The sequence below is a fragment of the Mycobacterium sp. genome (assembly GCF_046095365.1).
Classification (GTDB): domain Bacteria; phylum Actinomycetota; class Actinomycetes; order Mycobacteriales; family Mycobacteriaceae; genus Mycobacterium.
Window position 1 is genome coordinate 1 of sequence record NZ_JBJTJF010000064.1, and the last position, 13,210, is coordinate 13,210.

At 67.8% G+C, this 13,210-nt stretch carries 10 protein-coding genes and 2 pseudogenes; 8 read left to right on the forward strand and 4 right to left on the reverse strand.

The window, feature by feature from the left end; all coding sequences use genetic code 11:
• Positions 1 to 1,140: MFS transporter (locus ACKOQ4_RS04980; RefSeq protein ID WP_526289435.1), on the forward strand; the 1,140-nt coding region annotated here is incomplete at its 5' end.
• 316 nt (positions 1,141 to 1,456) lie between these two features.
• Positions 1,457 to 2,701: a metal-dependent hydrolase family protein gene (locus tag ACKOQ4_RS04985; protein ID WP_526289437.1), complete on the forward strand. Its 1,245-nt coding sequence runs from the start codon at positions 1,457 to 1,459 to the stop codon at positions 2,699 to 2,701.
• A 114-nt stretch (positions 2,702 to 2,815) separates the two neighbouring features.
• Here the strand turns inward: ACKOQ4_RS04985 and ACKOQ4_RS04990 are convergent, their stop codons facing one another.
• The 3 genes and pseudogenes from ACKOQ4_RS04990 to coaA all read right to left on the reverse strand — a co-directional run bounded on the left by ACKOQ4_RS04990 (position 2,816) and on the right by coaA (position 5,508).
• Complete coding sequence (locus ACKOQ4_RS04990; RefSeq protein WP_526289439.1) at positions 2,816 to 3,661, reverse strand: bestrophin-like domain; 846 nt, start codon at positions 3,659 to 3,661, stop codon at positions 2,816 to 2,818.
• 199 nt (positions 3,662 to 3,860) lie between these two features.
• Positions 3,861 to 4,316: pseudogene (locus ACKOQ4_RS04995) on the reverse strand (deazapurine DNA modification protein DpdA family protein).
• A 253-nt stretch (positions 4,317 to 4,569) separates the two neighbouring features.
• Positions 4,570 to 5,508 (reverse strand): type I pantothenate kinase, encoded by a 939-nt coding sequence (coaA, locus tag ACKOQ4_RS05000; RefSeq protein WP_526289441.1) that lies wholly within the window; start codon positions 5,506 to 5,508, stop codon positions 4,570 to 4,572.
• 30 nt (positions 5,509 to 5,538) lie between these two features.
• Between coaA and ACKOQ4_RS05005 the strand changes: the two genes are divergently transcribed.
• The 6 genes from ACKOQ4_RS05005 (at position 5,539) to ACKOQ4_RS05030 (ending at position 12,845) form a co-directional block, all read left to right on the forward strand.
• Complete coding sequence (locus ACKOQ4_RS05005; RefSeq protein WP_526289443.1) at positions 5,539 to 6,756, forward strand: DUF885 domain-containing protein; 1,218 nt, start codon at positions 5,539 to 5,541, stop codon at positions 6,754 to 6,756.
• A 216-nt stretch (positions 6,757 to 6,972) separates the two neighbouring features.
• Positions 6,973 to 8,448: a glycine hydroxymethyltransferase gene (locus tag ACKOQ4_RS05010; RefSeq protein ID WP_526289445.1), complete on the forward strand. Its 1,476-nt coding sequence runs from the start codon at positions 6,973 to 6,975 to the stop codon at positions 8,446 to 8,448.
• A gap of 63 nt (positions 8,449 to 8,511) precedes the next feature.
• Positions 8,512 to 9,342, forward strand: coding sequence for an acyl-ACP desaturase (locus ACKOQ4_RS05015; protein WP_526289447.1), 831 nt, complete (start codon positions 8,512 to 8,514; stop codon positions 9,340 to 9,342).
• 140 nt (positions 9,343 to 9,482) lie between these two features.
• Positions 9,483 to 10,769, forward strand: coding sequence for an RNA 5'-3' helicase PhoH2 (phoH2, locus tag ACKOQ4_RS05020; RefSeq protein WP_526289453.1), 1,287 nt, complete (start codon positions 9,483 to 9,485; stop codon positions 10,767 to 10,769).
• 10 nt (positions 10,770 to 10,779) lie between these two features.
• Entirely contained in the window at positions 10,780 to 11,613 is an 834-nt protein-coding gene (locus tag ACKOQ4_RS05025) for a polysaccharide deacetylase family protein (protein ID WP_526289449.1), read from the forward strand.
• A gap of 17 nt (positions 11,614 to 11,630) precedes the next feature.
• Positions 11,631 to 12,845: a cation:proton antiporter gene (locus tag ACKOQ4_RS05030; RefSeq protein ID WP_526289451.1), complete on the forward strand. Its 1,215-nt coding sequence runs from the start codon at positions 11,631 to 11,633 to the stop codon at positions 12,843 to 12,845.
• Here the strand turns inward: ACKOQ4_RS05030 and aspA are convergent.
• A pseudogene (aspA, locus tag ACKOQ4_RS05035) lies at positions 12,842 to 13,210 on the reverse strand (aspartate ammonia-lyase); the annotation flags it as partial. The gene ACKOQ4_RS05030 and the pseudogene aspA sit on opposite strands and share 4 nt — an antisense overlap.

A 13,210-nucleotide genomic window follows, 5' to 3' on the forward strand; every position in this document is an offset into this window, starting at 1 on the left:
AACCTGTTCTTCAGTCTCTGCCTGATGATGCTGTTGCTCGGCGTCTCGTGGACGATGACGTCGCTGACCGACAGCCCGGTGCTCATCAGCCTGGTGCAGACGATGATGAGCCTGCCGTTCCTGCTCTTCGCTATCCCGGCCGGTGTCGCGACCGATCGGTTCGGGCACCGCGTCGTGCTGCTCGCTTCACAGTTTTGGTTGCTTGCAGTGCTGACCGTGATGGGTGTCATCGCTCTGACCGACGGGTTGCGTTTCACTCCCACTTCCCTGCTGGCGATGACCTTCCTGGTCGGCATCGGGGTGGTGGCCCAGCAGACCGCCTGGAAGCCGTTCATCCAGGGTCTGGTCCCACAGGACTTTCTGGTGGAGGTGATTTCGTTCAATGGGCTGAGCTCCGACGTCGGCCGTGGTGTCGGACCAGTGCTGGCCGGTTATCTGATGCATGCGTTCGGCCCGGCCGTGGTGCTGTTCACCAGCGTGGTCTCCCAGATGGGCATGATCGCGACGCTGCGCAACGCCCCGGGCCGACGCGACTCCGGCGAGGCCGGTCCCGCCCGCCGGTCACTTCGCCAGGCGTGGGCACTAATCCGCGGCTCGCCACGTCTCTACGGTCCGATGCTGCGCTGCGCGCTGCTGGTGGCGCCGTGCGGTGCGGTGATGGGTCTGTTGCCACTGGTGGCCAAGGAGGACATCCAGACCGGGCCGATCGGGTACGGCGGACTGCTGGCGGCCCTGAGCATCGGGGGGGCGGCCGGTGGCGCGCTGATGCCGGTGCTGCGCCGCCGGGTCGCCCTGAGCAGTCTCACCACCGTCGCGCTGGCGGCCTTCGCGCTCGCCGTGATCGGGGTGAGCCAGTGGAACAGCATGACGCTCGACGCCGGCTTCCTGCTCCTCCTCGGTGTTACGTGGAGCCTGCTGAGCATCGCCCACCAGTTCGCCATCCAGTTCGCCGCACCCGAGGACATGAGCGGGCTGACGAACTCGATCTACTCACTGGTGAACCAGGGTGCGCTGGCCGGCGGGAGTCTGCTCTTCGGCGTGCTGGCGCACTACACCGGAGTCAGCAGAAGCATCCTCATCGCCGGCATGGTGGCGATGAGCGGCCTGCTGCTGGTGCGCCGCTACCCGCTAACCACCTGACTCAAATCACCGGATCGGCGTGCAGAATCTGTTTGCGAGATCGAACACCCAAGAGAGCAGTTCTCGGGCTAACATCACGCCTACCCCGCAACGAGGAGGTGCCATCGCGACCCCGGTCCCGAGACGGCGCCTTCTATGCTGCGGCGGCGCTGGCGCCGCGGCTGCGCTGGCTTTCGGCAGTTCGCTTCTGGCGGCATGTGCAGCCGACCGGCACTCTGTCGGTGACGTGGCCCCGGAGTCCCCAGCGCCGGCGACCCCCGTACTGCTGACCAACGTCAACGTCTTCACCGGTAAGTCGCTCGCCCTCGAGTACGGCATGAGCGTCCTGATCCGGGATGGATTGATCGCCGACCTACAGCCGGGAAGCCTCGCCCCCGCCGCCGGGACGGTGACCGTCGACGGCGGCGGGCGCACGCTGATGCCAGGGCTGATCGACAATCACACCCACCTCTTCCTCAGCGCTAACACCCAGGCGCAGATCATGGACGAGAACGCTGACCCGGAGGAGTTGTTCGACCGCACTCGCGCTGAGGCCACCCGAACACTGTTACGTGGTTTCACCTGCGTCCGCGACATGGGCGGACCGGTCTTCGGGATCAAACGCGACATCGACAACGGCACAGCGATCGGACCGAGGATCTACCCCAGTGGCGCGGTGATATCCCAGACCGCCGGCCACGGCGACTTCCGGCCCCCTGGGGCACAGGCCCGCCGCTTCGGCGGGCAACCGTCGGTGGCCGAACGCCTGGGGGCGACGTTCATCGTCGACGGCCGTGACGAAATCCTGACCGCCGTGCGGGAGAATCTGCGGGCCGGTGCGTCTCAGATCAAGGTCCTGGCCGGCGGAGGAGTCGTTTCCGCCTTCGACCCGATCGACGTCGCGCAGTACACCCTCGACGAGATGACCGCAGCGGTTCAGGCGACCACCGACTGGAACACCTACGTGACCGTCCACGCGTACACCCCCAAGGCAGTCCGGCGGGCGATTCAGGCCGGCGTCGCATGCGTCGAGCACGGGCAACTGTTGGACGAGCCAACCGTTCAATTGCTGGCGGACAAGGGGATCTGGCTGAGCCTTCAGGCATTCGACGAGGAACCGGAAACCGCCAGCCAGTTCAGACGGGAAAAGAACCACGAGGTCGTCGAGGGCCAGGACCAGGTATTCCGATGGGCCCGCAAGTATGGCGTCAAGGTTGCCTACGGCACCGATATCCTCTTCGGCGAACCGACGGAGCATCAGAACAAACGCTTCACCTACCTATCCAGATGGTTCAGCCCTGCCGAGGCGCTTCGGATTGCCACCTACGACAATGCCCAACTGTTGGCGCTGTCCGGCCCGCGCAACCCGTATCCGGCAAAGCTGGGCATCATCGAACCGGGGGCCTACGCCGATGTGTTGCTGGTGGACGGAGATCCGACGGCGAACCTCGAGTTGATCGGCAATCCGGACAATTTTAGGGTCATCATCAAGGATGGCCGGATCGTCAAGAACACACTGGGGCGAACTGGCTCCCGTGTCTTTTCCGGACGCGATGGCGAGAGGGGTTCTCCGGTTTCGTGAAGAATCCGACAACCGTACGATTGTCAAGATGTCGGGCTTTAGTTTCGGCCAAGCAGCCTTAACACCTCGGCAATCCAGCCGGGTCCGTGTACTCAAGAGTGTCGGTCGGTGCCGTTAGGGCCGCGCGAGCATCTCGCACTCTCGCCAATCAGCTCCGGGGTAGGTGGCCTCGAGGCGGGAGAGTGCGGCGTTGAGGGCCCGCGGCGCGATGTACACCCCGTCGCCCTGGGTGAACGGCTCGTCGAAAGTCTTCAGCGTGGCGATCATCGCGGTGCTGACGATGAGGACCGACGCCAGGGCTGAGATGGCGAAGGCCCGACTGGGATGTCCCCGCAGCTGCGCGGTCAGCATCGCGGTGAGCACCAGGATGCTGACGAAGACCAGATTCCGTAATGCCAGGGGCAGATTGCTATGCGCGGCGAGCAGTCGCTGCTGGCCGCTCCCTATAGCGCTGATGAGGTTGCTCTTCACGCCGCCCAGGCTGTCTTCCTGCGCTTTCGTCGTTGTCACAGCGGCATTCGCGTGCATGGTGGTACGTCGTTGCCAGGCGTGGGTGTTGTCGGAGCCGTTGAGATTCCCGGCTTCCGCGGCGGTCCAGGAGTAGGTGGCCACTGACCGCATCAGGCAGATGAGGTCGCGCTGGATCGTCTGCTCATCAGCGGGGGCCAGTCCATCGGTGTATTGGAAAGCCTGGGAAAATGCCACGGCTTCCTGGGAGACAACGTCTTTCGTGGCGTTATAGTGGTCCAGCGCAGAGAGCATCAACACACCGAGAAGGAACGCGGCCGCGCCGCCGACGAAGCTGGTGGCCGCGCTCACGCCGTCGGCGCCGAGATCCTGGTCGGCGTCGCTGCCACGGGTACGCCGGACACTCACCCGATGCAGGAGCAGTCCGCCTGCGATGGCGACACCGAAGCCGACGGCCAAGATCAACAGAACTGTCGCCAAGGAGTTGTCCATGTCGCGATTAGACCATCGGAAGGGGATAAATCCTACGCAATCGCGGGCGGTGAATTACGGGCGCTGTTCGCCCGGGATCGCGCCGTCGAGGTCTGGCTCCGGACGGAGGTGACCGCGGCTCATGAGGCCAAAGTTGCGGATGCGGGCCAAACAGTCTCCGCACAAGCGGTGCGGGCGCGCATCGCAGCGGAGCAGGTCTTCACTGAACCGGACGGCGCTTCGCAGCAATAGTCGCTGGAACAGCATGGCCTGCATGCTCTCGCGGCGACAACATCTGCAGCTGCCGCTGCCGTTCGTTCAATTGCGGCAGTTCGAGGTAGTTGGCGACCGTACGCTGCTGTTGCGCAACAATTGTCATACCGGTACGCGCCAGCATCTCCGGCCCGCAAATAAGGTCCTCGGGCGTGGCGAGTTACAGCATCCCGATCTCGCGGTCGTGGCGGATCACCGCATCGACGTAATTGCTCGGCGTCGTCTTCCAGCCACCATAAAGCGACAACTCGGAAAGTCCACCCGAATCGAACGCTCACGGGGCGATAGCCGCCGGCAGTGTGCGCTTCAGGCGCGCCAGTCGGCAATGCGAAATGAACAGCGGCACAACGGCAGTGCGAGGCCAAGAGGGTTCATGTGTACCCAGGTAGTTGATCGTGTTCATTGTGGTTGCGCTCCATGAAACGTCGGGATGGTCTTGTGCCCAATGGTTATGGTGCCTGGTCGCACGGGGGGGGGGCGGGTCGGGCAGCCGCTCACCCCCGCGCGACACGGCGGGCCTAGATGTGGGCGTCCGCTTTCAACCAGTCACGTGCCCCGTACAGGTGGTGGGCTGGGGTGCCGGTGATGTCCATGGCGACAGTTTGGATCGGCGTCCTCGGCGCTATGGGCGGTTCGGTGAATCACGCCGCCCCGGGCTAGATTTTGCGCAGTCTCAGCCGGTTGATCGAGTGGTCGGAGTCCTTGCGCAGCACCGCGGTGGCCCGCGGGCGGGTCGGCCGGATGTTCTCGAGCAGGTTGGGCAGGTTGATGGTTGCCCAGATATCGCGCGCCGCGGCGATCGCCTCCTCGTCGCTGAGGCCGGCGTAGTGGTGGAAGTGCGACGCCGGATCGGCGAACGCGCCGGCCCGCATCGCCAGGAAACGATCGACGTACCACTGCTCGATGTCCTCGATGCGGGCGTCGACGTAGACCGAGAAATCGAACAGATCCGACACCATCAGCCGCGGTCCGGTCTGTAAGACGTTGAGCCCCTCCAGGATCAGGATGTCGGGGTGGGTGACGATGTGCTGCTCGTCCGGGACGATGTCGTAGATCAGGTGCGAGTAGACCGGCGCGCACACCGCGTCGGCGCCCGACTTGACCGAGGTGACGAAGCGCATCAGCGCACGGCGGTCATAGCTCTCCGGGAACCCCTTGCGGTGCATCAGGTTCCGGCGGGTCAATTCGGCATTGGGGTAGAGGAACCCGTCGGTGGTCACCAGGTCCACCCGGGGATGGTCGTCCCAGCGCGACAGCAGCGCCTGCAGCACGCGGGCGGTCGTCGACTTGCCGACCGCGACGCTGCCGGCGACGCCCAGGACGAACGGCACCGGCCGGTCCGGGTTCTGCCTCGGCTCGCCGAGGAACTCGTCGGTGGCGGCGAACAGGCCCTGGCGGGCGGCGACCTGCAGGTGGATCAACCGGGCCAGCGGCAGGTAGACCTCCTCGACCTCCAGCAGATCGACCTGCTCGCCCAGCCCGCGCAGGCCGAAGAGTTCCTCCTCGGTGAGCTTGAGCGGAGTCGACATGCGCAGACCGCGCCATTCGCTCCGGTCGAACTCCACATAGGGGCTGGGTTCGCTCAGCCGCGCCATGCGACAAGTCTTGCAGTTAGCGTGAACGCCATGGAGTCCGACCACCTCATCCGCGAATACCTGCTGCTCGGTCTGCGGTTCGACCGCATCGAGGAAGGGTACGTGGACTCCTTCACCGGCGACCAGCGACTCAGGCGGCAGGTGGCCGATGAGCCCGCGCCCGACCCGGCGGTACTGGCCGGGCTGGCCGACCGGCTGCTTGCCGCGCTGCCGGAGACGCCCCGGACGGCCGCGTTCACCGAGCAGCGTGCCGAGTTCATCGGCGCGCACCTTCGGGCGCTGTCCTGCGCGGCACGCAAGTTCGCCGGTGAACCGGTCGGGTTCGTCGAGGAGGTGCGCGACTATTTCGACGTCGAGATCGCCCGCGGCGAGCCGGACCACTACCGCGCCGCGCACGCCCGCATCGACGAGGCGCTCGGCGGCAGCGGGCCGCTGGCCGAGCGGATGGAGGCCGATCGGCGTGCCGACGAACTCGCGCCGGAGCGGTTGCAGGAGGCCATCGCGGCTTTCTCCAGCGCGCTGCGCGACATCGTCCGGGCCACCTATCCGCTGCCGGACTCCGAGACCGTCGTCTACGAGGTCGTCACCGACAAACCGTGGTCGGGCTTCAACTACTACGACGGTGACTACCGCTCCCGGGTTGCGGTCAACGCCGACCTGCGCCAGCAGATGGCCCACCTGCCGTCGCTGATCGCCCACGAGTCCTACCCGGGCCACCACACCGAACACTGCCGCAAGGAGGAGCGCCTGGTGGCCGGACTGGGCCACGGCGAGCAGACCATCTTTCTGGTCAACACCCCGCAGTGCCTGATGGCCGAGGGGCTGGCGGACCTGGCGTTGCACGCCGCGGTGGGACCCGGCTGGGGCCGCTGGGCGCAGGAGATCTACGCGGACCTGGGTCTGCGTTTCGACGGCGAGCGCGCCGAGGCGCTGGCCGGTGCCCGCGCGGCGCTGGCCGGAGTTCGCCAGGACGCCGCGCTGATGCTGCACGACGAGGGGCGCGATGCCGACGACGTCGCGGCGTACCTCCGGCGCTGGCTGCTGGTCGACGACCGGCGGGCCCGGCAGATGCTGCGGTTCCTGTCCTCACCGCTGTGGCGGGCCTACACCAGCACCTACGTCGAGGGCTACCGGCTGCTGCGGGCCTGGCTGGACGACCGTCCCGACGGGGTGGGGCACACCGAGCGGTTCGGCCGGCTGCTCGACGAGCCGCTGATCCCGTCGGCTCTGCGGGCCGAGGCGGCCTGAGAGGGTTCCAGGGGGCATGTGCTTTTTGCCCACCTTCGAGCGACAAATCCACCCGGGTCGGCGTGGCTCCGAGACCCCTCCGAGCGGGTGCCGCTGTGGCTGTTGAGAACACTGTGATTCCTGTTGACAACATCGCGTCTTCTGTGGACAACAAGCCCATTTGACGCGCCGGGACGGGCGGCAACGAGGACTTGCCCGGCGACTACGCTTGCGGCCATGACCACCGACGCGATCCTGTCCGCCGCCGACGCACCCGTCGCCAGTTATGCCGGCACCGCCGGCGAGGCCTACCGGTCGGCGCTGAAGGTGATCGAATCCGTGGAACCTCGCATCGCCGCCGCCACCCGCAAGGAACTGGCCGACCAACGCGACTCGCTGAAGCTGATCGCCAGCGAGAACTACGCCTCGCCGGCCGTTCTGCTGACCATGGGCACCTGGCTGTCGGACAAGTACGCCGAGGGCACCGTCGGCCACCGTTTCTACGCCGGCTGCCAGAACGTCGACGAGATCGAGGCCATCGCCGCCGAGCACGCCCGCGAACTGTTCGGCGCCCCCTACGCCTACGTGCAGCCGCACTCCGGCATCGACGCCAACCTGGTCGCGTTCTGGGCGATCCTGGCCACCCGCGTCGAGGCGCCCGCGCTGGCCGAGGTCGGCGTCAAGAACGTCAACGACCTCTCCGAGGCGGAGTGGGAACGGCTGCGCGCCAAACTGGGCAGCCAGCGGCTGATGGGCATGTCGCTGGACGCCGGCGGCCACCTGACCCACGGCTTCCGGCCGAACATCTCCGGAAAGATGTTCCAGCAGCGCAGCTACGGCACCGACCCGAAGACCGGCCTGCTGGACTACGACGCCGTCGCCGCGGCCGCCCGCGAGTTCAAGCCGCTGGTTCTGGTCGCCGGGTATTCGGCGTACCCGCGCCGGGTGAACTTCGCCACGATGCGCGAGATCGCCGACGAAGTCGGCGCAACCCTGATGGTCGACATGGCTCACTTCTCCGGCCTGGTTGCGGGCAAGGTGTTCACCGGCGACGAGGACCCGGTGCCGCACGCCCACGTGGTGACCACCACCACGCACAAGTCGCTGCGCGGGCCGCGCGGCGGCCTGGTGCTGGCCACCGAGGAGTACTCCGATGCCGTGGACAAGGGCTGCCCGATGGTTCTGGGCGGTCCGCTCGAACACGTCGTCGCCGCCAAGGCGGTCGCCTTCGCCGAGGCGCGGCAGCCGTCGTTCCGGGCCTACGCCCAACGGGTGGCCGACAACGCCCAGGCCTTCGCCGACGGGCTGATGCGCCGCGGTGCCAACCTGGTCACCGGCGGGACCGACAACCACATCGTGCTGCTCGACGTCCAGTCCTTCGGGCTGACCGGCCGGCAGGCCGAGTCCGCGCTGCTGGACTCCGGCATCGTCACCAACCGCAACTCCATCCCGGCCGACCCGAACGGCGCCTGGTACACCAGCGGCATCCGGTTCGGCACCCCGGCGCTGACGACCCGCGGCTTCGGGCCGGCCGAGTTCGACCGGGTGGCCGAGCTGGTGGTCGACGTGCTGTCGGCCACCCAGCCCGACTCGGGCCCGAACGGCCCGTCCAAGGCCAAGTACAAACTGGTGGACGCGACCTCGGACTGGGTGCGTGCGGCGGCATCGGAACTGCTCGACGCGAACCCGCTCTATCCGGGCCTGACCCTCTGATCCCGGAAAACGCCGAAGCGAAGCGATTTCCGGACAACCGTTAACTTCAGTTACAGTTACCGCATGGCACAGAAACCTGTGGCGAATGCGCTGACCGCCGAGCTCGAGCCGGTCGTCGCCGACAGTCTCGCCCGCTACCTGCTGACCGCCGACGAGTGGTACGCCCACGACTACGTCCCGTTCGAGCAGGGCCGCAACTTCGCCTTCCTCGGCGGGCAGGACTGGGACCCGTCGCAGGTGACTCTGCCCAAGGACGTGGTCGACGCCCTCGAGGTCGTTTTGATCACCAAGGACAACCTCGCCGGCTACCACCGCGAACTCGTGGAGCACTTCATCCTCGAGGACAAGTGGGGCCGCTGGCTGGGCCGGTGGACCGCCGAGGAGAACCTGCACGCGATCGCGCTGCGCGAGTACATGATTGTCACCCGCAACATCGACCCGAACGCCGATGAAGAGGTTCGCATCGCCCACGTGATGCGCGGCTACCAGGCCAGCGGCTACACCCAGATCGAGACGCTGGTGTTCATGTCGCTCTACGAACGCGCCCATGCGGTCTATCTGCGCAACGTCGAAGCCAGGATCGACGAACCGGTGCTCAAGGGGCTGGTCGGGCGCATCGCCGCCGACGAGGAACGGCACCGGGAGTTCTTCGACAGCCTGGTCGCGCACTGCCTCGAGCAGCACCGCGACTCCACGATCGCCGCGATCTCCCGGCGCGCGGCGGCGCTGCCCGTCATCGGCGGGGACATCCTGGAATACCGGGACAACAAGCTGCGCACCGTCGCCGAGGCCGGGATCTTCGACCAGGCCGCCGCCGACAAGGTGGTCTCCGACGCCATCGTCTCCTGGGGCCTCGCCGACGAACCGCAGCTGGAGAAATTCGTCTCCGCGTAACGCTTTGGACACGGCGCGCCTCACCGGCGCGCAGGCACAGACCGGTAGCGTCGGGCCCGATGGCCATCGAGCCTTCGGCTCCAGGCCTCGAGCCCGAGGGAGCGCCTGTGACCGAACCCCACTCGCCCGCACGGACGTTTGTGCTCGACACCTCCGTCCTGCTGTCCGATCCCTGGGCGTGTACGCGGTTCGCCGAGCATGAGGTCGTCGTCCCGCTGGTGGTGATCAGCGAACTCGAGGCCAAGCGCCACCACCACGAGCTGGGCTGGTTCGCCCGTCAGGCCCTCCGGCTCTTCGACGACCTGAGGCTCGAGCACGGCCGGCTCGATCAGCCGATTCCCGTTGGCGCACACGGTGGCACGCTGCACGTAGAGCTCAACCACACCGACCCGACGGTGCTGCCCGCGGGGTTCCGCACCGGCACCAACGACGCGCGCATCCTCGCGTGCGCGGCCAACCTGGCCGCCGAGGGCAAGAGCGTCACGCTGGTCAGCAAGGACATCCCGCTGCGGGTCAAGGCCGGGGCGGTCGGCCTGCCCGCCGACGAGTACCACGCCCAGGACGTGGTGACCTCCGGCTGGGCCGGCATGACCGAACTGGACGTGACCTCCGAGGACGTCGACGCGCTGTTCGCCGACGGGGAGATCGACCTTGCCGACGCCCGGAACCTGCCCTGCCACACCGGGATTCGGCTTCTCGGCGGCAGCTCGCACGCACTGGGCCGGGTCAATGCCGAGAAGCGGGTGCAACTGGTGCGGGGCGACCGCGAGGTGTTCGGGCTGCGCGGCCGTTCCGCCGAACAGCGGGTGGCACTGGACCTTCTGCTCGACGAGTCCGTCGGGATCGTGTCGCTGGGCGGCAAGGCCGGCACCGGCAAGTCCGCGCTGGCGCTGTGCGCCGGCCTGGAAGCGGTGCTGGAACGGCGCAGCCAGCGCAAGGTCGTGGTCTTTCGTCCGCTCTACGCCGTCGGGGGTCAGGACCTGGGCTACCTGCCGGGCAGCGAGAGCGAGAAGATGGGCCCGTGGGCACAGGCGGTCTTCGACACCCTCGAGGGCCTGGCCAGCCCGGCTGTTCTCGAGGAGGTGCAGTCCCGCGGCATGCTCGAGGTGCTGCCCCTGACCCACATCCGCGGCCGCTCGCTGCACGACTCGTTCGTCATCGTCGACGAGGCGCAGTCACTGGAGCGCAACGTGCTGCTCACGGTGCTCTCCCGGCTGGGCGCCGGGTCGCGGGTGGTGCTCACCCACGACGTCGCCCAGCGTGACAACCTGCGGGTCGGCCGCCACGACGGCGTGGCCGCGGTCATCGAGAAGCTCAAGGGCCATCCGCTGTTCGCCCACATCACCCTGATGCGCAGCGAGCGCTCCCCGATCGCGGCGCTGGTCACCGAGATGCTCGAGGAGATCAGCCCGGCCGCGCTGCCGTAAACTCTGACCCGTGCTGCGCCGTTTGTCCGTTGCCGTTGCGGCGCTGTTGCTGGGCGGTTGCGCGGCACAGACCCAGACCCCCGCGGCGGTCGACTGTGCCAGGGACAAGTGCGTCGCGCTGACCTTCGACGACGGTCCTTCGCCCTACACCGACCGACTCGTCGACGTCCTCAACGCCGCCGGCGCCAAGGCGACCTTCTTCATGATCGGCAACAAGGTGGCGGCCGACCCCGCGGCGGCCAAGCGGGTCGCCGAAGCCGGCATGGAGATCGGCAACCACACCTGGGAGCACCCCGACATGACCACCATCGGCGCCCAGTACGTGCCGGACCAGCTGTCCAGGGCGAACGAGGCGATCGCCGCCGCGACCGGACAGACCCCGAAGCTGTGGCGGCCGGCCGGCGGCCTGACCAACGACGCCGTCAACGCGGTCGCCGCCGAGGACGGCCTGGCCGGAATCCTCTGGGACGTCATCCCGTTCGACTGGATCAACGACTCCGACACCGCCGCCACCCGGTACATGCTGATGAGCCGGATCAAACCCGGATCGGTGGTGCTCTTCCACGACACCTACTCCTCGACCGTGGACCTGGTCCAGCAGTTCCTGCCGGTGCTCAAAGCCAACGGCTATCACCTGGTCACGGTCAGCGAACTGCTCGGGCAGCGTGCGCCGGGAAGTGTCTACGGCGGCCGCGAGAACGGCCCGCCGGCCAACCTGCTGCAGGACATCCCGGCCGCTGACATCCCGTCGCTGCCGGCCACTCCGTCCCCGCCGCCGATGCCGAACTTCCCGATCACCGACATCCCCGGCGCCAACAGCGGCGGGCCCAACAATGGCGTCTAGGGGCGTCTAGCCAACCCGTGCACCAGACGACTCCCATCGTCCTCACCGTCCTGGTGCTGGGCTACGCACTGGTCTCCGAGCGGGTCGATCGGCTGTACGTTGCTCCGGCGCTGATCTTCGTCATCCTGGGAATGGCGTTGGGCCCGTTCGGTTTCGGGCTGCTGGACGCCGGGCCGGGCACCGAGGGCTACACCGCGCTGGCGCAACTGGCCCTGGCGGTGATCCTGTTCGACCAGGCGGCCAGGATCAGCATGGAACGGATCAGCCTGCGCGCCAACATCACCCTGCGGCTGCTGATCATCGGCATCCCGCTGAGTCTGGGCCTGGGTGCGCTGACGGCGGTCGCGCTCCTGCCGGTGCTGCCGTGGTGGGAGGCGGTCTGCCTGTCGGCGATCGTCGCCCCCACCGAGGCCGCGCTGATCGAGGCGCTGCTGGAGGACCGCCGGATCCCCGAACGGGTGCGCCACACCCTGTCGGTGGAGAGCGGTTTCTACGACGGGTTCGCGCTGGCCGCACTGCTGGGAGCCATCGCGCTGGCCTCGGCCCACACCGACCCGGGCGACGGGCGCTGGGTGTGGTTCCTGCTCAGAACCGAGATCGTGTCGATGCTGATCGGTGCGGCGGTCGGCCTGGCCGGCGGGTTGCTGGTGTCCTGGTCGCGGAATCGGAACTGGATGAACGACACCTGGGCGCAACTGGGCACCCTGGCGCTGGCGTTCATCTGCTTCGAACTGGGCGAGCGGGTGCACGCCAGCGGTTTCGTCGCGGCCTTCACCGGCGGGCTGGTGTTCGCCTTCATCTCCCGCCGGTACACCGCAGAGCCGTTGCCGACGCAGGTCTCCGACGCGACCGGACAACTGCTCGAGTTGATGGTGTTCGCGATGTTCGGCGCCTTCGCGGTCTTCGACGGTTGGCGCAACGCCGACTGGCGGGTCGTGGTCTTCGCGCTGCTGGCGCTGTTCGCGGTCCGCATCGTCGCCGTGCTCACCGCGCTGGTCGGCACCGGTCTGCCGATGTCCAACCGGCTGTTCATCGGCTGGTTCGGACCGCGCGGGATCGGCACCGTCGTACTCGGGCTGATCGTGGTCAACCGGGGCGAGATCGAGCGCGCCGGGGAGATCGGCACGATCGTCGTGGTCACCGTGACGTTGAGCCTTGTGCTGCACAGCCTCTCGGTGGTGCCGGGCATCCGGAGCCTGGCACCGTCGGCGCGGCAGGGCGGCCCCGGCTAGCGCTCCTCGCGCACCTTGGCCATCGCCAGCACGTCGAGGCGGCGGTCGAGTTCCTCCTCGGAGAGCTTGTCGCCGATCAGGCCCCGGTCGATCACCGTCTGGCGGATCGTCTTCTGCTCCTTGAGGGCCTGCTTGGCCACCGCGGCGGCCTCCTCGTAGCCGATCGCCGAATTCAGCGGCGTCACGATCGAGGGGGAGGACTCCGCGAGCCGGCGCAACCGGTCCTCGTCGGCCACCAGGGTGACCGCCTACGGGATCACCGGGGTGACCATGCCCCGCCAGATCGAGGAACCCCGCAGCACGTCGGGCCGGTGCCGCGCGCCCCAGCCCGGCACCGGACCCGAGCCCCACCACCGGATGTCGGT

Coding starts and splice junctions, on each gene's coding strand:
- ACKOQ4_RS05005 (WP_526289443.1), top strand. CDS start 5,539: ATGGAGTCCGACCACCTCATCCGCGAATACCTGCTGCTCGGTCTGCGG.
- ACKOQ4_RS04990 (WP_526289439.1), bottom strand. CDS start 3,661: ATGGACAACTCCTTGGCGACAGTTCTGTTGATCTTGGCCGTCGGCTTC.
- ACKOQ4_RS05015 (WP_526289447.1), top strand. CDS start 8,512: ATGGCACAGAAACCTGTGGCGAATGCGCTGACCGCCGAGCTCGAGCCG.
- ACKOQ4_RS04985 (WP_526289437.1), top strand. CDS start 1,457: ATGAGCGTCCTGATCCGGGATGGATTGATCGCCGACCTACAGCCGGGA.
- ACKOQ4_RS05010 (WP_526289445.1), top strand. CDS start 6,973: ATGACCACCGACGCGATCCTGTCCGCCGCCGACGCACCCGTCGCCAGT.
- coaA (WP_526289441.1), bottom strand. CDS start 5,508: ATGGCGCGGCTGAGCGAACCCAGCCCCTATGTGGAGTTCGACCGGAGC.